The 18,003-nt window shown below is 76.2% G+C and carries 15 protein-coding genes; 6 read left to right on the top strand and 9 right to left on the bottom strand.

Translation table 11 applies throughout. The annotated features are described in order from the left end of the window. Positions 1 to 167 precede the first annotated feature (167 nt). The gene (locus tag NRO40_RS27785) at positions 168 to 2,123 is read left to right on the top strand and encodes a SpoIIE family protein phosphatase (protein WP_058940506.1); all 1,956 of its coding nucleotides are present in this window, start codon (positions 168 to 170) and stop codon (positions 2,121 to 2,123) included. A 60-nt stretch (positions 2,124 to 2,183) separates the two neighbouring features. On the opposite strand, the gene NRO40_RS27780 is transcribed toward NRO40_RS27785, so the two are convergent. After that, complete coding sequence (locus NRO40_RS27780) at positions 2,184 to 2,411, bottom strand: DUF5133 domain-containing protein (protein ID WP_058940505.1); 228 nt, start codon at positions 2,409 to 2,411, stop codon at positions 2,184 to 2,186. A gap of 506 nt (positions 2,412 to 2,917) precedes the next feature. On the opposite strand from NRO40_RS27780, the gene NRO40_RS27775 reads away from it, so the two are divergent. The 4 genes from NRO40_RS27775 to NRO40_RS27760 all read left to right on the top strand — a co-directional run bounded on the left by NRO40_RS27775 (position 2,918) and on the right by NRO40_RS27760 (position 8,812). Continuing rightward, positions 2,918 to 4,702, top strand: coding sequence for a glycoside hydrolase family 35 protein (locus NRO40_RS27775; protein ID WP_058940567.1), 1,785 nt, complete (start codon positions 2,918 to 2,920; stop codon positions 4,700 to 4,702). Between the two features lie 228 nt (positions 4,703 to 4,930). After that, positions 4,931 to 5,980: a hydroxyacid dehydrogenase gene (locus NRO40_RS27770; RefSeq protein ID WP_058940503.1), complete on the top strand. Its 1,050-nt coding sequence runs from the start codon at positions 4,931 to 4,933 to the stop codon at positions 5,978 to 5,980. A 154-nt stretch (positions 5,981 to 6,134) separates the two neighbouring features. After that, a complete protein-coding gene (locus NRO40_RS27765) occupies positions 6,135 to 7,739 on the top strand; it encodes an ABC-F family ATP-binding cassette domain-containing protein (RefSeq protein ID WP_198549249.1) in 1,605 nt (534 codons plus the stop codon). A gap of 392 nt (positions 7,740 to 8,131) precedes the next feature. Further along, on the top strand, positions 8,132 to 8,812 hold the full coding sequence (locus tag NRO40_RS27760; protein ID WP_058940502.1) for a TNT domain-containing protein: 681 nt from the start codon (positions 8,132 to 8,134) through the stop codon (positions 8,810 to 8,812). 226 nt (positions 8,813 to 9,038) lie between these two features. Here NRO40_RS27760 and NRO40_RS27755 read toward each other — a convergent pair whose 3' ends face one another. From NRO40_RS27755 to NRO40_RS27735, 5 genes are all read right to left on the bottom strand, one after another. Then, positions 9,039 to 10,202, bottom strand: coding sequence for a S8 family peptidase (locus tag NRO40_RS27755; protein ID WP_058940501.1), 1,164 nt, complete (start codon positions 10,200 to 10,202; stop codon positions 9,039 to 9,041). After that, positions 10,199 to 10,906, bottom strand: a complete 708-nt coding sequence (locus NRO40_RS27750) for a hypothetical protein (protein WP_058940500.1) — start codon at positions 10,904 to 10,906, stop codon at positions 10,199 to 10,201. Before NRO40_RS27750 ends, NRO40_RS27755 begins: the two co-directional genes overlap by 4 nt. Positions 10,907 to 11,323: 417 nt before the next feature. Next, complete coding sequence (locus NRO40_RS27745; RefSeq protein WP_058940499.1) at positions 11,324 to 12,253, bottom strand: adenosine kinase; 930 nt, start codon at positions 12,251 to 12,253, stop codon at positions 11,324 to 11,326. A gap of 53 nt (positions 12,254 to 12,306) precedes the next feature. Next, the gene (locus NRO40_RS27740) at positions 12,307 to 13,239 is read right to left on the bottom strand and encodes a phosphatase domain-containing protein (RefSeq protein ID WP_232790948.1); all 933 of its coding nucleotides are present in this window, start codon (positions 13,237 to 13,239) and stop codon (positions 12,307 to 12,309) included. Positions 13,240 to 13,243: 4 nt separating this feature from the next. Continuing rightward, positions 13,244 to 14,455, bottom strand: a complete 1,212-nt coding sequence (locus NRO40_RS27735; RefSeq protein ID WP_058940498.1) for an RNA ligase — start codon at positions 14,453 to 14,455, stop codon at positions 13,244 to 13,246. A 306-nt stretch (positions 14,456 to 14,761) separates the two neighbouring features. Here NRO40_RS27735 and NRO40_RS27730 point away from each other — a divergent pair, with 306 nt between their 5' ends. Further along, positions 14,762 to 15,994 (top strand): phosphodiester glycosidase family protein, encoded by a 1,233-nt coding sequence (locus NRO40_RS27730; RefSeq protein ID WP_408057099.1) that lies wholly within the window; start codon positions 14,762 to 14,764, stop codon positions 15,992 to 15,994. A 60-nt stretch (positions 15,995 to 16,054) separates the two neighbouring features. On the opposite strand, the gene NRO40_RS27725 is transcribed toward NRO40_RS27730, so the two are convergent. From NRO40_RS27725 to NRO40_RS27715, 3 genes are all read right to left on the bottom strand, one after another. After that, entirely contained in the window at positions 16,055 to 16,249 is a 195-nt protein-coding gene (locus NRO40_RS27725; RefSeq protein ID WP_058940496.1) for a hypothetical protein, read from the bottom strand. A gap of 125 nt (positions 16,250 to 16,374) precedes the next feature. Continuing rightward, on the bottom strand, positions 16,375 to 17,067 hold the full coding sequence (locus tag NRO40_RS27720) for an ABC transporter ATP-binding protein (RefSeq protein ID WP_058940495.1): 693 nt from the start codon (positions 17,065 to 17,067) through the stop codon (positions 16,375 to 16,377). Beyond that, positions 17,060 to 17,977 (bottom strand): ABC transporter ATP-binding protein, encoded by a 918-nt coding sequence (locus NRO40_RS27715; protein ID WP_058940564.1) that lies wholly within the window; start codon positions 17,975 to 17,977, stop codon positions 17,060 to 17,062. Before NRO40_RS27715 ends, NRO40_RS27720 begins: the two co-directional genes overlap by 8 nt. Positions 17,978 to 18,003 lie beyond the last annotated feature (26 nt).

Here is an 18,003-nt window from a genome sequence, read left to right as displayed (position 1 = left end):
CGGACCGCGACGGCCGCGCACGGCGCGAGCGCGGGCGGGGCAGCCGCCGGATCGTGACGGCGCACGCTGCGGGCCACCGCGGTGCAGGTGGCGGCGGGGGCTCGGGGCCGGATGGCGCACGCCCCCGAGCCGGGGCGTGGCCCAGGGGGGTGTGGGATGCTCGGAGGGTGGAAGACCCGCGTGTGCCGACGGACGACGACGCCTCCGACGTGGAGGCGCTCGCCCGGAAGGTGGCCAGGTTGCGCGCCCGCGTGGAGGAGCTGGAGGACACGCTGGCCACCGCCGCCGTCCACGAGCGTGCCAAGGGCGTGCTCATGGGGCGGGACGGGCTGTCGGCCAGGGCGGCCGGCGCCGAGCTCGCCCGCCGCGCCGGCGAGCGGGGCCGCACCGTCACCGACGAGTGCTGGAGCGTGCTGGGCGGCGGAGCCCGCCGGGGCTCCTCCCCCGCCCCACCGCTCGGGACCCTCCCGCGGGGGCGGGGCATCGCGGCCGGCCCCGCGGACACGGCCGGACCGACGGACACGGCCCGCGGACGGGTGACGGGGTCCGAGACGGGCCCGGCGGAGGCGACTGACGCCGGTGCCACCGCTCCGGACGCCGGTGTGGTGCAGGCGGTCCTCGACACCCTGCCGATGCCGGCGGTCCTGCTCACGCCCCTGTGGTCACCCGACGGCGATGTCGCGGACTACCGCATCGACGCGGCCGCCCCCGAGTCGGTGGACTCGGTCGGCCGGCGCGGCCGGGAGCTGCTGGGGCGGCGCGTCCTGGAGACCTACCCGACGGTCGCGGACACCGACCTGTGGCACGGCTACCGCGACGCGCTGCTGAGGGGCACGCCGTACGAGAGCGGGTCGTCCGGCTACGAGGAGGTCGCCGCCGGGCTGCCCGGCGAGTCGTCGTACACAGTGCGCGCCGTGCGCCTCGGCGGGCGGCTCGTCGTCTCCTGGGCCTGCCACGACCCGCTGGTCCGGGAGGCCCGCAGGCTGTACCAGATGGAGCACCTGGGCGACCTGGGCTGGGCCGAGTGGAACCTGCTCACCGGCGCGGCGACCTGGTCGGAGCAGGCGTACCGGATTCTCGGGCGCGACCCCGCCGACGGCCCGGTGGCCTGGGAGGAACTGGCCCTGCACGTCGTTCCGGAGGACGTCCCGCAGGTGACGGAGGCCGCCCGGTGCCTGCGCGAGGAGGCCCGCCCGCTGGACCGGACGTTCCGCATCGCGACCGGGTCAGGCGTGCGGCACGTGCGGTTCGTCGCGGAGGCCGTGACCGACCCCGCGGGCACGGCCATCGAGGTGCACGCCCTCTACCAGGACCTGACGGCGCAGCGCAGGGCCGAGCAGGCGCTGCTGGAGTCCGAGCGCGCCTTCCTCGTGCAGCAGGGCCTGCTGCAGGCCGAGCGCGCGCTGGCGAAGAGCCTGCAGGAGGCGCTGCTCCCCCGGCAGGAGCGGACGCTCACGGTCGCCGGACTGCGCACCGAGGTGTTCTACCTGCCGTCGGAGGAGGGGCTCAGCGTCGGCGGCGACTGGTACAGCGCGATCGGGCTGCCCGACGGCAGCGGCCTGTTCGTCGTCGGGGACGTGGCCGGACACGGCATCGGCGCGGTCGCGACCATGGCGCAGCTGCGGTTCGCCGCCAAGGGCATGATCGTGACGGGTTCGCCCCTGCCCGACGCCCTGGTGCGGCTCAACGCGCTGCTGATGCACGCGGCCGAGGGCCGCCACACCACCGCCACGATGATCCTCGCGCGCTACCAGCCGTGGGACCGGACCATGACGTGGGTGCAGGCCGGCCACCTGCCGCCGCTGCTCGTCCGGGACGGCACGGCCCGCTTCCTGGAACCGCCCGCCGGGATCATCCTGGGCGCGACCGCGGAGTGCTCGTACGAGGAACAGCGGTTCACGCTCCGGCCCGGTGACCATCTGCTGCTGTACACCGACGGGCTCGTCGAGCGGCCGGCGGAGGACATCGTCGAGGGCCTCGCCCGGCTCGCCGCCGTCGCGGCCGGGGCGGTGAACGACGAGGAGGGCGCCGAGCATCTGACCCTGCGGCTCACCGCTGACCTGTCGCCGACACGGCGCGACGACGTGTGCCTGCTCCACCTCAGCCCGCCCGGGACCGGCTGACCGTACGGGGCCCGAGGGTCGATCCCCTGGGCTCCGGACCGTCCGGGCGGGCCCGCCGCGTCACGCCGTGAGGAGCGAGTCGTCTTCGGGGCGGGCGCCGGGGAGCTGGTGGCGGGCGGCGACGAGCGCCGCGTCGACGTCCTTCGTCCCGGTGGAGACGCACAGCGTGTAGGCGACGTCGGCCAGCCGCTGCCGGACGGCCGGGGTGCCGTTGTGGGCGTCCAGTTTGCTGAGCGCGTCGTACTCCTCTATCAGCTTGGTCAGCACGGCGGGGTGGGCCATCAGCACGACTCGGCTCCTCTCGAACGGTCAGGGCGTCCGCTTACCCGGGCTTTCCCCGCCCACACGCGTGGGTCGCGCGTGTCGGGTGGGAGGAGCCGCCCGCCCGCGTCCTCGTGGTGCCGATGGGCCGGATGCGGCGGCGGGACGCGCGCGGGGGTGTCGGTGGCGGAGAGGCACAGCTCGATGACGGCGCGGAGGTCGGCCTGGCGTGCGCCTGCGCGGCCGGCCGGGGCCGGGCCGGCGGGGCGGGGCCGGCGGGGCGCCCGGGCCGGACGGGGTGGACCAGGGGGCGGTCGGGGCAGGGGACGGTCGGGGCAGGGGACGGTCGGGGCAGGGCGGTCGGGGCAGGGCGGTCGGGCAGCGGGCGGCAGGCCGGCCGGAGGTGAGGCGGAGGGTCCGGGGCGGCGGGCTCGGAGGCGACGGGGCGCCGGGGGCTGCCGTCGGTGGAGGGGGGTCGTTAGGCTCCGCCCGTCGGGGTGCCACGGGGCACCCGCGTCCCGCCGGAGGTGCCCGTGCCGCCGTTCGCCGTGACCCCCGGGGGGTTCCTCCTCGACGGGCGCCCCTTCCGCGTGCTCTCCGGCGCGTTGCACTACTTCCGCGTCCTGCCGCCCCAGTGGCCGCAGCGGCTGCGCGCGCTGCGCGCCATGGGCCTCAACACCGTGGAGACGTACGTCCCGTGGAACCTGCACGAGCCGCGCCCCGGGGAGTACGACTTCAGCGGCCCCGCCGACCTGGACGGCTTCCTGCGGGCGGTGCGCGACGAGGGGTTGTACGCGATCGTGCGCCCGTCCCCGTACGTCTGCGCCGAGTGGGACAACGGCGGGCTGCCCTGGTGGCTGGCGGCCGACCGCGACGTGCGGGCGCTGCGCTGCCGGGACCCGGCCTACCTGGCGCACGTGGACCGCTGGTACGACCGGCTGGTCCCGGTCCTCGCCGCACACCAGGTGACGCGCGGCGGCCACGTGCTGATGGCGCAGGTGGAGAACGAGTACGGGTCCTACGGCTCCGACACCGGCTACCTGGAGCACCTCGCGGCGGGTCTGCGGGCGCGCGGCGTCGACGTGCCGCTGTTCACCTCCGACGGGCCCGACGGGCCCCGTCTGACCGGCGGCACCCTTCCCGGTGTCCTGGCGACGGTGAACTTCGGCAGCCGGCCGCGCGAGGCGTTCGCGGCGCTGCGGCGGCTGAGGCCGCACGACCCGCCGCTGTGCATGGAGTTCTGGTGCGGCTGGTTCGACCACTGGGGCGAGGAGCACGTGGTGCGGGACGCCGGTGACGCCGCCGCCGCGCTGGCCGCGGTCCTGGAGTCGGGCGCCTCCGTCAACATCTACCTGGCGCACGGCGGGACGAACTTCTCCACCTGGGCGGGGGCCAACACCGCCGACCCGGCCACGGGCGCGGGCTACCAGCCGACCGTCACCTCGTACGACTACGACGCGCCCGTCGACGAACGGGGCGCGGTCACCGAGAAGTTCCGTGCCTTCCGCGACGTGCTGGCGGCGTACGCGGACGGCCCCCTGCCCGAGCCGGAACCGCCCGCCGCGCTGCTGCCACCGTCGCGGGTGGCGCTGTCCGGGGCCGTGGCGCTGCTCGACGTGCTGGACGCGCTGGCGGCCCCGCCGGTGACGGCCCCCGAGCCGCCGTTCTTCGAGGAACTGGGCGTCGCGCACGGGCTCGTGCTGTACGAGAGCCGCGTCCCCGGCCCCCGCGGCCCGTACCCGCTCTCGGTGCACGGGCTCGCCGACCGGGCGCACGTGCTCGTCGACGGGCGGCCCGCCGGGGTGCTGGAGCGGGACGCCGCCGAGTCGCTCGACGGCCTGGCCGTGCCCGCGGGCGGGTCGCGCCTGGCGCTGCTGGTGGAGTCGATGGGCCGGGTCAACTACGGCGTGGGGATCGGCGACCGCAAGGGCGTCCGCCGGGTGCTGCACGACCGGCAGCTGCTGCACGGCTGGACGGCGCGGGCGGTGGAGCTGGGGCACGGCACGCCGGAGCGGGTGCCGTGGGGGGCGCGGGCGGGCGGGTCGGAGGCGGTGGGGCCGGTCTTCCTGCGCGGGTCCCTGGAGGTCGCCGCACCGGCCGACGCGTATCTGGCCCTGCCGGGGCTGCGCAAGGGGTATCTGTGGGTGAACGGCTTCTGCCTGGGGCGGTACTGGCCCGAGCGGGGGCCCCAGCGGACGCTGTACCTGCCGTGGCCGCTGCTGCGGGCCGGGCGCAACGAGATCGCGGTGCTGGAGCTCGACGGGGCGGACGACCCGGCGGTCGAGGTCGGCCACACCCCGGACCCGGGCCGTCCCTGACGCACGGGCCCTCCGGGTCAGGGACGGCCCTGACGCACGGGCCCTGCCCGCCCCCGGCCCCGTCCGTCCACGGCCGGGGGCGGGCGGGGGCGGGCGGGGGCCGCCCGCCCGGATCGACACGGCGCGGGACCGGCCGTCACCCCGCCGCCGCCCGGCGTCGGTTACGGTCCGGGCATGGGCGTCGCCCCGGCGCCCGTGCCCCGCCGGAGCTTCGCGCAGGAGCGACACATGCCGACGACCCCGCCCACCCTGCCGACGACCGGGGCGTCCCGCCGCCGCCCGAGGACCCTCCTGGCGATGGACCCGCCGGTGCGGGACGCGCTGCTCGACGCCACGGCGCTGGACCGGCTGGCGGTCGTCGCGGAGACCGATCCGTCGCTCGTCGTCCGGGACTTCGCCGACCCGGCGCACGCGGGCGTGCTGGAGCGGACCGAGGCGCTGCTGACCGGCTGGGGCTGCCCGCCGCTGACCGCGGCGGCGCTGGAGCGGATGCCGCGGCTTCGCGCGGTCGTGCACGCGGGGGGATCGGTGAAGCACCACGTCACGGACGCGTGCTGGGAGCGGGGCCTCGTGGTCGCGTCGGCGGCCGCGGCCAACGCCCGGCCCGTCGCCGAGTACACCGTCGCCTCCATCCTCTTCGCGGGCAAGCGGGTGCTGGACGCTCGGCGCGCCTACCGGGAGCGGCGTGGTCCGGTCGACTCGCTCGCCCTGCTCTCCGGGGCGGGCAACCACCGGCGGACGGTCGGGGTCGTCGGGGCCTCCCGGATCGGGCGGCGCGTGATCGAGCTGCTGCGCCCCCACGATCTGGACCTGCTGCTGCACGACCCGTACCTCCCGGCCGGTGAGGCCGCCCGGCTCGGTGCGCGGCCGGTGTCCCTGGACACGCTGGTGCGCTCCAGTGACGTGGTGACGCTGCACGCGCCGGAGCTGCCGCGGACGCGTCACCTGTTCGACCGGGACAGGCTGGCGCTGCTGCGGGACGGGGCGACGCTCGTGAACACCGCGCGGGGCGCGCTGGTCGACACGGCCGCCCTGACGGCGGAGCTGGTGTCGGGGCGGCTGTACGCCGTCCTCGACGTGACCGAGCCGGAGGTGCTGCCCGCCGACTCCCCCCTGTACGACCTGCCGAACGTGCTGCTCACCCCGCACGTCGCCGGCTCCCTCGGCAACGAGCTCGGCCGCCTCGCGCACGCGGCGCTGGACGAGCTGGAGCGGTACGGGCGCGGGCTGCCGTTCGCCGAGCCGGTACGGGCGGAGGACCTGCGCCGCTCGGCGTGACGCCCGACCGCCGGTCACACGGCACGGAAAACCGCGTGCGGCCCGTACGGGGCGGCACCTACCCTGGCCACATGTCGACGCCCCGCATCTCCTAGCCGAGGACCCGCTTCCCCACCAGAAGTGTGTCCTCGATCTCTCACGGAGCGTCCACCCCATGATCACCGTTCGTGATGTCGTACTGCGCGCGGGCGCGCACACGCTGCTGTCCCACGTCTCCTTCACCGTCTCCCCCGGTGACCGCGTCGGCCTGGTCGGCCGCAACGGCGCGGGCAAGACCACCCTGATGACCGCCCTCGCCGGTCTGACCGCTCCCCCCGCCGGGACCGTCACCCGGACCGGCCCCGTCGGGTACCTCGCCCAGGACTCCCGTGCCGCCGACCCGGCCGTCACGGTCACCGACCGGATCCTTGCCGCCCGCGACCTCGACGGGGCCCTGCGCCGGCTGCGGGCCGCCGAGGCCGCCATGGCGGACGCCACCGGACCGGCCGCGCTGGAGCGGGCGATGCGCGCGTACGGTCGCGCCGAGGCGGGGTTCCAGGCGGGTGGCGGCTACGCCGCGGAGGCGGAGGCCGCCCGGGTCGCGGCCGGGTTGGGGCTGCCCGACCGGGTGCTCGGCGAGCCGGTCGGGGCGCTGTCCGGTGGGCAGCGCCGCCGGGTGGAGCTGGCCCGCGTCCTCTTCGGCGGGCACCGCGGCACGCTCCTGGTGGACGAGCCGACCAACCACCTCGACGCCGACTCCGTCGCCTGGTTGCGCGGCTTCCTCCGCGGCCACCAGGGCGGGCTGGTGCTGATCAGCCACGACACCTCGCTCCTCGCGGACGTCGTGAACCGGGTGTTTCACCTCGACGCCGACCGGGCCCGCGTCGACGTCCACAACACCGGCTGGGAGGCGTACCTCGCGCAGCGGGACGCCGACGCGCGGCGCCGCGCCCGGGAGCGGGCGAACGCCGAGCGCAAGGCCGCCGCGCTGCACGCCCAGGCGGACCGGATGAAGGCCCGGTCGTCCACCGCTGTCACGGCGCGGAGCATGGCGCGGCGCGCCGACCGGATGCTGGCCGCGCTGGAGCCGGCGCGGCGCGTCGAGAAGGTCGCCCGGATCCGCCTCCCCGAGCCCCTGCCGTGCGGGAGGACGCCGCTGGGAGCGGTCCGCCTGACGAAGGCGTACGGCGGGCGGACGGTCCTCGGGGGCGTGGACCTCGCCGTCGACCGGGGCAGCCGCCTGGTCGTCCTCGGCCCGAACGGCGCCGGGAAGACCACGCTGCTGCGGATCCTGGCGGGTGTGGAGGTGCCGGACGGGGGCCGGGTGGTGCGCGGGCACGGGTTGCGGCTGGGGTACTTCGCGCAGGAGCACGACACCCTCCTGTCGGGGCGCACCGTCCGGGACAACCTGGCCGCGGCGGCACCGCACCTGACGGACGGTGAGGTGCGCGGCGTGCTGGGCGCGTTCCTGTTCACCGGGGACGACGCGGACAAGCCGGCCGGGGTGCTGTCCGGGGGGGAGCGGACCCGGCTGGCCCTGGCCGGCCTGGTGCACTCGGGCGCCAACGTGCTGCTGCTCGACGAGCCGACGAACCACCTCGACCCCGCCTCGCGGGCCGAGGTCCTCGCCGCGGTCGGCTCCTACCCCGGCGCGCTCGTCATGGTCACGCACGACGAGGGGGCCCTCGACGCGCTCCGCCCGGACCGGGTCCTGCTCCTGCCGGACGGCGACGAGGACCTGTGGAGCGACGACCACCGCGAGCTGCTCGCCCTCACCTGATCGTCCCGGGGCCCGCCCCGGCCGACCGGGACGGGCCTACGGCAGGGCGACGCGGGGGCGGGGGCGGAACGGCAGGACCGCTCCGGCTACGTTCGGCGGGGAGGGTCGCGGCGGTGCCGGCCGGGGACGCCGTGCGGGTCGTGGTGGCGGCGCGGGTCGTGGTGGCGGCGCAACCGCCGGAGCCCAAACCGGACCAGGCCCGGGACCCACCACGCGCTCCACCGCCCCATGCGACTGACGAGCCGTCAGGAATCACCGGTCCACGCGGTGGCCGCCGGCCCGGCGGAGGGGTGGAGTTCGGCCGGAAACCGACCCCCGATCCGGCACGACGGCCGTATGCGCGCCACTACGGTGCGTCAGGACCATCCGCCCCACCTGAGGAGCACCGCGACGTGGACCGACTGCGCGCCTTCCTGTCCGCACTGGCCCTGACCCTCACCGCCCTGTCCGCGCCGGCGTCGCCCGCCGCCGCGGCACCTGCGCCCGCCGATCCCCGCGAGGAGCGTCCCGCCGCGTGCAGCGGGGAGTTCCAGGGGGACGCCCGGCTCGGCCCGAAGTACCTCCCGCGCCCACCCGAGAAGCCGGTCGGTCCGCTGCTCACCGGCTACCGGCGGACCGGAGGCATGTCGCCGAAGGCGTTCCTCGCCACGTACTGGAAGGAGGAGGGCCCGGACGGGCCGGCCGGGTGGAAGTACCCGCCCCACGACGGGTTCGCCGAGGTCAACGGTGAAGTGGACCGGCGCGTGGCGACGCTCCGCCCGGGTGATCGGCTGGACCGGTTCGGCTCCGAGTACGGCGCCTACCTCGCCCCGGCGGGTGACGCGTACGCCCGACGGGCCCTGCCGCCGCAGAGCCTGCACACCCGTGACGCGGCCTTCCCCTGCGACTACCGCGTGTACCGGGTCGAGCGGCCGTTCCCGGTGTGGCGCGGCGGCATCGCGCCCTGGTTCGGGCAGCCGGGCGGCGGACAGCAGATCAAACTGGACTCCGCGCTGCTGGACCCGGGACCGGGGCAGCGGCTGAACGTGCGGTGGCTGCTCGACCAGGGCTACCTGACCCCCGCCCGGCCGTGAGCTCCACCGCCCGGCCCCGGCCCCGCGGCACCACCCGACCATGGCACCGCCACCACCGGCCGTGGCGTCGGCCGGTGACCGGCGGGTGACTCCGGCGGCCACTTCGGTGGCGGTCGTACCCCCTGTCCCGCCTCGCCCCCGCCGAGCACCTGACGGGTCGACGACGGGGGCGGGTACCAGGAATCCCGCCCCCGTCGGCCCCCCCGGAGATGGAGGGGGCGGCCTCTCAGGCGGTGGCTCGCCGGCGCGGCCGGAGGGCCAGCAGCAGACCCACGACGACGAGCAGCAGGCCGCCGCCCGCGGCGCCGAGGCCGATGGCGAGGAGATCCCGGTCGATCGGCGGGTGGCTGATCCTGCTCGTGCCCGTCGGTGCGGCGAAGTGCTTCAACTCCCCCTGGTGGGGCCTCGGCGCGGTGTCGACGCCGGGCGGGTCGGCTGCCGCGCGGACCGCGGCCGCGGCATCGATCCGTCCGGCACCGACCAGGGGGTCGTGGCCGCCCGCGGGTGCCTGGGCGGTGCGCATGAGGATCGCGCGGGTCTGCGCCGGGGTCAGGTCCGGGTTCTCGGCGAGCATGAGCGCGGTCACGCCGGCGGCGAGAGCGGTGGCCGGCGAGGTGCCGCTGATCTTGCGATAACCCCCGCTCCTGGAGGCGCTGGTGATGTCCACGCCGGGGGCGGCGATGGTGTTGTGCGTGCGTACGGTGCTGAAGTCGGCGCGGGCACCACCGGGCTTCGTCGCGGCGACGGAGATGACCGTCGGGTAGCCGGCGGGGAAGTTGCCGTCGTTCAGCTCGTCACCGCTGTTGCCGGCCGAGGCGAGGATGGTCACGCCCTTCTGTACCGCGTGTGACGCGGCGGCCACTTCACCGCCGTCGAGGTCGGAGAACATGCCCCCGCCGAGCGACAGGGATATCACGTCGGCGCCGTTGGCCACCGCGTAGTCGATGCCCTTCGCGAGCGGACTGACGCCATCCTTGCTGCGCTCGAGCTTGACCTCGTCGCTGTCGTCGATGACGCGGGCGGTGATGATCCTCGCCTTCGGGGCGGCTTTGAGGACGCCGGAGACCATGGCGGTGCCGTGGATGCCGTAGCCCTCGTCGCCGGCGCGCAGGCCGTCGCTGTCGTAGAAGTCGGGGCCGATCTTCGCGATACGTCCCTTGAGCGCGGGGTGGTCAGGGTCGACGCCGCTGTCCAGCACCGCCACGGTGACGCCCTCGCCCTGGGTGGTCCGGTGGGCGGTGGCGAGGTCGAGCGCCGCCGACTCCCAGCCGGGCGGGGCGTTCTCGGCGGCTGCCGCGGCCGGGGCGCCCCACGAGAACGCCGTTCCCAGGAGGGAGACGAGGGCGGTGCCGGTGACGACGGTCGTGCGCACGAACCGGGTGCTGCTCATCGCGTCTCCCCCCGCCGCAGGTTGACGAGGTGGGAGACGAAGAGCTCGACGAGGTCCTGTGCGTCGGCGTGCCAGGACTCCCGGTCGATGTCGTTGTCCTCGCTGAACTCGCCCGGCAGTTCACCGGCCACGTGCCCGTCCGCCGAGCCGATGCTGGCTCCGACGGCGTACGGCATGTGCTCTCCGGGAACGGCCATCAGGTACGCGCCGTTGCGGTCCTTCCACCGGGCGGCGGCGGTCCCCGGTACCGCGTACGCGGCGACGGCCGCCTCGGTGGCACGGTTGTCCTGGTACACCTCGGCGACCTTCTCCTTCGGCCCTGTCTCGCGCGGCCCCTCGGGGAGGACGACGACGGCGAGGGTCGTCACCATGTTGGCGGTGGGGTCGACGTACGTGGCCCGCAGGACCGCCTTGCAGCCGTTGTCCTGGGCGGCCTTCAGGATGGCGCGAGTGAGGCCCTTGTCGCAGTCGGTCTCCGGTGAGATGCCCATGCGGTGCCACAGGGCCTTGTCCCGGTCGTACAAACCGCCCTCGTGGCCTCCGCGGCCACCGATCGTCAGCGGGAAGACCTCGTCGACCTGCTCGTCCCGCCACATGACGCTGCCGTACTCGTGATTCGTCAGCTCTTGGCGGGTGTTGTCGTAGGCGTGCGCGGTGAGCGCACCTCCGCCGAGGAGCAGCAGCACCCCGGACGCGCCGAGCACGGTGCCGAGGACCTTCCGGGCACGGCCACCGCGGGGAGCGCCGCCCTGGGGCGTCCACTGCGGCCCGCCGGGAGGCGGGCTGCCCGGCGGGGGGAAAGGGGCGGCCGGCATCCGATGCTGCGGGGCATACGGATCCGTGCTGCTCGGATGCGGGTGCGGGTGCGACGGGTAGGACATCTTCTTCTCTCCCACGGACATCAAGCGGTGGGAGCGGCCGTTCCCCCCGATGATCACATAAACGCACCGTCTCTTCGGGTGTCAAATGAGCCGCGGGCGTGGGCGTTCGGGCCGATCGGGCCCCGCCTCGGGCCGGACGGGCCGCCCCGCGCGCCCGCCCCGGTCGTCGTGCCGTCACGCGCAGCGCTCCCGCCGCCCGCCGCCCGCCGCCCGGAGTCGGGGTGGCGGGCGCGGTGTCGTTCAGTGCGTCGCGGGGTCGGCGGTCGGTCCGGCCGCGCGGGCCAGCAGTGTGGCGCGGTCGATGGCGTCGGTCCGCGTCGACGGCACCGTGCACGCGTGGGCGCCGGCCACGGTGCCGTACAGGGCGCACCTGCGGGGCGGTTCGCCGGTCAGCCTGCCGAAGAGGTAGCCGGCGGCGAAGGCGTCCCCCGCGCCGTTGGAGTCCACGACGGGCGCGGGGGGCGCCACGGCGGGGACGTGGGTGAGTTCGCCGTCGGCCAGCAGGTAGGCGCCGTCGGCCCCCGCCATGGCGACGACCTCGGTGGCCCTGCCGCGCGCGGCGATGTCGCGCAGGGTGCGTTCGGGGTCGTCGAGGGCGGTGGCGGAGACGAAGACGACGTCCGCCGCGAGGGCGAACGCCTCGTGGTACGGGTTCTCGCCGTCCCAGTCGTGCAGGTCGGTGGAGAGCGTGACCCCGGTCCGGCGCAGCGCGGGGAGGGCGAGGGCGCAGGGCTGGGTGATGGAGACGTGGACGTGGCGGCTCGCCGAGGCGAGGGCGGTGACGGTGTCCTCCGGCAGCCGGTCCGACTCCCCGCAACGGGTCGCGTCGTAGAGGGAGAGCCGCCGCCCGTCGGGACCGACGAGGTTGACGGCGCGCTTGGTCCCGGCGGCGAGGGGGACGGCGGTGAGGGGGATGCCCCGGTCCCGGTGGAGGGCGCGCACGAGGTCGCCCTCGGGGTCGTCGCCGAGGACGTCGAGGTGGTGGGTGCGCAGGCCCAGCGCGCTCAGCCCGAGCGCGACGAAGTCACCGGTCTGCCCGGCCCGGGTCTGGATCCCGGGCCGGATCAGGTGGCTGTCGGCGAGGGGCAGGGGCAGTTCGGGCACGTACACGATCGTGTCGACGCCCGCGCCGCCGAGGACGAGGACGTCGGTCTCCGGGGTGCTGCTCATGGGGTCCTTTCGGAGCCGCCGGGGCCGCCTGGGGGCACCGGGGCGCGGGGTGGTCAGAAGTTGCCGTAGTTGACCTGCCAGGTCGGCAGGCCCATGCGGCGCCACACGGCGACGACGCGGTCGCGGTCGTCGAGGGAGACGCGGACGGCGTAGCGGCCGCGGACGTGACGGTCGAACAGCTCCGCCTTCACCACGTCGTCGCGGCGGCCGTCACCGGCCGCGCGCATCCATAGCTCGTCGTACGGCACGTCGTGGTGGCGCAGCCACGCCTCCGTCTTCCCGCGGTGCTCCTCGCCGCGGCCCGACAGCAGCACGACGGCGTCGCCGTCGGCGCGGCGGAAGGAGCACAGGGCCTGGCGGACCGGGACGTTCAGCAGGTCCTCGTCGCAGCGGGTGAAGTCGTACGGGCCGCGCTCGCCGCGGAGGGCGAGCGTGCCGTCGATGTCGCACAGGACGGCCGACGGCAGCGCGGGGTCCGCGGCGTAAAGCCCGACGGGCGGCTGGTCGTTCATCCACTCCGCGGTCAGCCGCCAGCCGCCTCTGCGGGCGGTGGTGTGCTTCTCGGCGAGGATGCGGATGATCTCCTCGCCGACGGGGCGGGCGCGGACGGCGTCGCGCCGGACGCACTCCTCCACCGGCACGTCGGTGAGGTCGTGGACGACGAAGGTGGCGAGGCCGAGGACGGCGGCCTTGAGCCGCCGGGGTATGTGGGGCGTGAGGTGGGTGTTGTCGACGACGACGTCGAAGCCGTCCTCGACGGCCGCGCGGACCGCCGCGTCCTGCACCGCGAGGACGGTCTGCTCGTGCGCGCGGGACCGGCCGCGCTCCGGGTCGGGGACGTCGAGCATGGTCCGCAGGTCGTCGAGGTTCACCCGGCGCGTCCGGCCGCCGGACGCGGTCTGGATGCGACGCGCCTCGGTCGTCTTGCCGGAGGCGGGCAGCCCGGTCATGACGTGGACGACGGGCGGGGCGGGCGGTGCGGACACGGGGTCAGTTCTCCTCGTCGGTGGTGAACGGGTCGGACGCGTCCGGCCGGACGGAACGGTACGTCATGAGGACGGTGGGCCGGCCGTCGAGGCGCTGGAACAGGGCGGGGCGGACGGCGGGGTCCGGCACGGAGCTGACGGCGCGGGCGAACGCCGCGCGGTCGGCGGCGAGGTGGGCGACGGACCGGTACGCCTCGTCGATCGCCCGCTCCCGGTCCGTGACCTGCTTCTCGATCCGTGCGACGACATCGCGGACCCACGCGTCGAACTCGTCCGGGACCTGTTCGAGCAGGGCGTCCAGGGGCCGGCCGTCGGAGGCGGTGACGTACTCCGGCGGGCAGCCCAGCGCCTGTGCGACCTGCCGGGCCGGGATGCCGGCGAAGCGCTGGACGCCGTGGCCGCGCCAGACGTCCCGCTCCGTCACGCCGGTCAGGACCTTGTGGAGGCGTACGTACTCGGAGAGCTTGGCCTTCGCCCGCAGGCCCGACGCGAAGCGCAGGACGAACCCCTCCGCGTCCGTGCCGGTGGCCGGGGTGCCGTCGGGGTGCGTGGAGGATTCGGTGAGGGCGAGGAGTTCGGCGAGCGGCAGGGCGGGCCGCAGGGTGACGACCGAGCCCACGGGCCGCCAGGCGGGCGCGGCGTCGGCCAGGGGCGTCTCGGTGCCGTCGGGGCCGAACGCGGCGAGCAGCACCAGGTCCCGGCGGTCGCCGTAGTCGACGACGACGCGGTTCTCCGGGTACACGATCTCCGCGAGGTACGTCGTTCCGGGGCTGAGGGCGCGGGTGTCGCACCCGTCGAGACGGCGCTGCGCCCAGGTCGCCTGGGTGCTGACGAAGGACCCCTTGGAGGCGACGCGCCACCGGCCCGCGTAGTGGAAGACGACGGCGAGGCTGCCGTCGACCTTGTCGTACACCTCGAACGGCTCGTCCGGCAGCGGCGGCGCGTAGGGCTGTCCCGCGGTGTGCTCGCCGACGTTGAAGAACTTCGGCAGGGGCAGGGCGACGACCTCGCCCGTGGTGTCGTCGGCGACGAGGCCGCGGCAGCGGACGGTGACGCGGTTCCACACCCGCTCGTACTGCGCCGTCCGCGTGTAGGTGTACAGGGAGAGCGGCAGTTCGGGGTGGCGCTTGCGGGTGACGTGGCCGGCCTCGACGGCCGCTGCCAGGTCCTCCGGCGGTATCAGGGCGTCGAGCGTCGGGCGCGTCGGGCCGGTCATGGTGGTTCCCCCGTTTCGGTGATGCCGCATTCTCACCCGCCCGGGGGGTGCGGGGACAGCGAATTCGGCGGGCACCGCGCGCTCCGGGCACGGGCCCTGACGGGGCGGTGGCGGACGCGCGGGCTCCGGCGGGGGCGCCCTGGGGGCGCGCGGACGGCGTACGTTCACCGGATCGCCGCGGAGCCGGCCGGTTGGTCGTGGTGCGCGGGGGGCAACTCTTCCGGGACCCGAGTGAGTTGTCCCTACCTGTGGGGGTTCGTGATCGTGAGACGTCTGTGGTGGCGGTCCGGTGTGCTCGCCGCGTTGCTGGGGTGTGCGGTGACGGGGGCGGGGCTCGCCACTCCGCCGGCGGCCGGCGCGGCGACCGGTCCGGCGCGAGCCGGCGCGTCCCCGCTGCCGGGGGCCGCGCCGGGAGCGCGGGCCATCGCGGAGGGCGTGGCGTACCGGGTGCTGGACGTGCCCTCGCCGCGCGGCACCGCCCGCGTCCACCTGGTGTCGGTGGACCTGGGGGTGGCCCGGGTGTCGGCGGGGCTGCTGTACCCGGGCGTGGTGGCGTCGCGGGCGCGGCTGTCCGCGCTGGCGGACGGGGCGGGCGCGGTGGCCGGGCTGAACGGCGACTTCTTCAACCTCTCCGAGAGCCAGCATCCGGGGGTGACCCCGACGGGCGCGCCGGTCGGCCCCGCGGTGGCCGGCGGGGTGGCGCTCAAGGGGGCGGTGCCGCGCGGGCAGCGGTTCGGCCCGGCGCTTCCGCCGGGGACGAACACCCGCATGGTGCTGGGCGTCGACGCCCGGGGGCTGGCCAGGGTCGGCGAGCTGGCGTTGGCGGGGGAGGTGCGCACGCCGTCCGGGGTGCTGCCGCTCGGCGGGCTGAACCAGTACGCGCTGCCGGTCGGTTCGGTCGGGGTGTTCACCCGGCACTGGGGCGCGGTGTCCCGGCTGCGCGCCACCTGCGGCACGGACACCGACCGCGGCGCGCCGTGCAGCGCCGAGACGTACGAGGTGCGGTTGCGCGGCGGCAAGGTCACGGCGGTGTCCGACACTCCGGGTGCGGGCGCGGTCGCGGCGGGCACGCAGGTGCTGGTCGGGCGGGAGGCGGGCGCGCGGCGGCTGCGGGAGCTGGCGGTGGGCGACCGGGTGACGGTGACGCACCGGCTGGTGCCCTCGGGCGCGGACACCGGGTCCGCCTTCCGGTTCGCGGTGGGCGGGTTCCCGGTGCTGCGCGGCGGGAAGCCGCTGGCCGGGATGGACGCGGTGGCGGCCGCGGTGCGCTCGGCGGCGGGCGTCGCGGACGGCGGGCGGCGGCTGCTGCTCCTCGCGCTGGACGGCGGCGCGGCGTTCCGCTCGGGGCTGACGGTGGTGGAACTGGCGGGGCTGCTGGGCGACCTGGGCGCGTCGGACGGCGTCAACCTGGACGGTGGGGGGTCGTCCACGCTGGTGGCCCGGACCGGCGGGGCCACCGCGGTGCGGGTGCTGAACCACCCCAGCGGGGGCGCCGAGCGGCCGGTGCCGAACGGGATCGGGGTGTTCGTCAGACCATGACGGAGGGTCAGGCGGCCGGGCCGGTCCCGCGCCGGTGCGGGGCGGGACCGACAGGCAGTCCTACGGCTTGACGCTGCTGACCGCGTCGGCGGTGGCGGAGACACCGTCGTAGATGCTCGGCGCGAGGCTCGTCCCGGCGAGGAAGAAACCGAGCAGGGCGCAGACCACCGCGTGGGAGAGCTTCAGGCCGCCGCTGCGCAGGAAGACCACCGCCAGGATCAGCAGAAGCACCAAGACGGAGATGGATACGGCCATGTGTCGCCCTCCTCGGCCAGGTGCCGCACGGTGCGTACGGCGTTCGGCGGCCAGTCTGGCCCAGGCCGGGCGCCGGACAGCCGTACGGCGCGTCGGCCGAACGGGTAGGAATCGGCGGCGGCCCGTTACACGCCGACCGGGACGGCCGTCTCGTGGCGGGCGGCTCCGGTCAGTGCGTCCCAGTGCACGGTCCGGTCGCACCAACGGTCGAGGAGGACGTGGTCGTGGCCGACGGCGAGGAGCCCGGCCCGGTGTTCGCGCCGGTACTCCTCGACCACGGCGACCAGCGCCGCCGTCGTGGACGCGTCGAGCATGGCGGTCATCTCGTCGCACACGAGCCAGCGCGGCCGGAGCACCAGGGCGCGGGCGAGGCAGGCGCGTTGGAGCTGGCCGTCGCTGACCTCGTGGGGGCGGCGGGCGAGCAGGTCCTCGGTGAGCCCCACGCGGCGGGCCAGTTCGCCCGTGCGGGCGGCGGTCTCGGCGCGGCGGCCGGTGGCGCGCAGGGGTTCGGCGATCAGGTCGCGCAGGCGCAGCCGGGGGTCGGCGGAAAGGCGCGGCTGCTGGAAGACGACGCCGACGGCCGTGCGCAGGTCGCGCGGGGCGCGGTGGCGCCAGCCGCGCGCCCGCCGGCCGTCGAGGGTGACGTGGCCCGCGTCGGGGCGGTGCAGCAGGGCGGCGACGCGGGCGAGGGTCGACTTGCCGCAGCCGCTGGGCCCGAGCAGCCCGACGGCCTCGCCGGGGGCCACGGTGAGCGACACGTCGCGGAAGACGGGGTCGTCGGGGTCGTACCCGGCGGTGAGGCAAGTGAGTTCAAGCACGGGGGGCCTCCTCGGCGGCGTGGGGGCGCGGGGCGTGGTGGCAGGCGACGCCGTCCTCCAGGAGCGGTACCGCCCGGCAGGTGTCGCTGCGCAGGGGGCAGCGCGGGGCGAAGGCGCAGCCGTCGGGCAGGGCGTCGAGCTCGGGCGGCATGCCGGGGATCGGGGCGAAGTCCCGTTCCGGGAGGGCGGCGAGCAAGCCACGGGCGTACGGGTGGCGGGGACCGGGGGCGCCGAAGAAACGGTCCGCGGCGGTCAGTTCGACGACGCGGCCCGCGTACATGACGGCGACGCGGTCGGCGATCCGCTGGGCCGCCGCCAGGTCGTGGGTGATCAGGAGCAGGCCCCGGCCGGTGTCGGTGTGGCGCCGCAGTTCGTCCGCGGTGCGCTCGACCAGGTCGCGGTCGAGCCCGGTGGTCGGTTCGTCGGCGAGGAGGAGCGGCGCGTCGCCGACGAGGGCGAGGGCCGTGGCGGCACGCTGCGCCTGGCCGCCGGAGAGCTGGTGCGGGTAGTGGTCGAGCAGGTCGACGGGGAACGAGGCGCGCCCGGCGGCGGCCACGGCCGCGGGGCGCAGCTCCGCGCGCGGGGTGCCCGCCAGTTGGCGCAGGGTCTCCTCCAGCTGCGCGCGGACGGTCCGTACGGGGGTGAGGTGGGCCGCCGGGGACTGCGGGACGAGGCCGACGCGCCGGCCGCGGACGGCCCGGGCGAGGGTGCGCTCGTCGGCGGCGAGCAGGTCGATGCCGTCGACGACGGCCGTGCCGGCGGTCTGCGCGTTGCCGGGCAGCAGGCCGAGCAGGGCGGAGGCGAGGACGGACTTGCCGCAGCCGCTCTCGCCGACGAGTGCCAGGCACTCCCCCGCCGCGAGGTCGAAGCTCGCGTCGCTGACGGCGGCGACGTGGCGGCCGCCGCGCATCCGGAAGCGTACGGAGAGGTCCCGTA

This window comes from Streptomyces changanensis, from assembly GCF_024600715.1.
GTDB lineage: Bacteria > Actinomycetota > Actinomycetes > Streptomycetales > Streptomycetaceae > Streptomyces > Streptomyces changanensis.
Note: the sequence above shows the minus strand (reverse complement) of the source record. Positions and strands in the feature narration are given on the sequence as shown.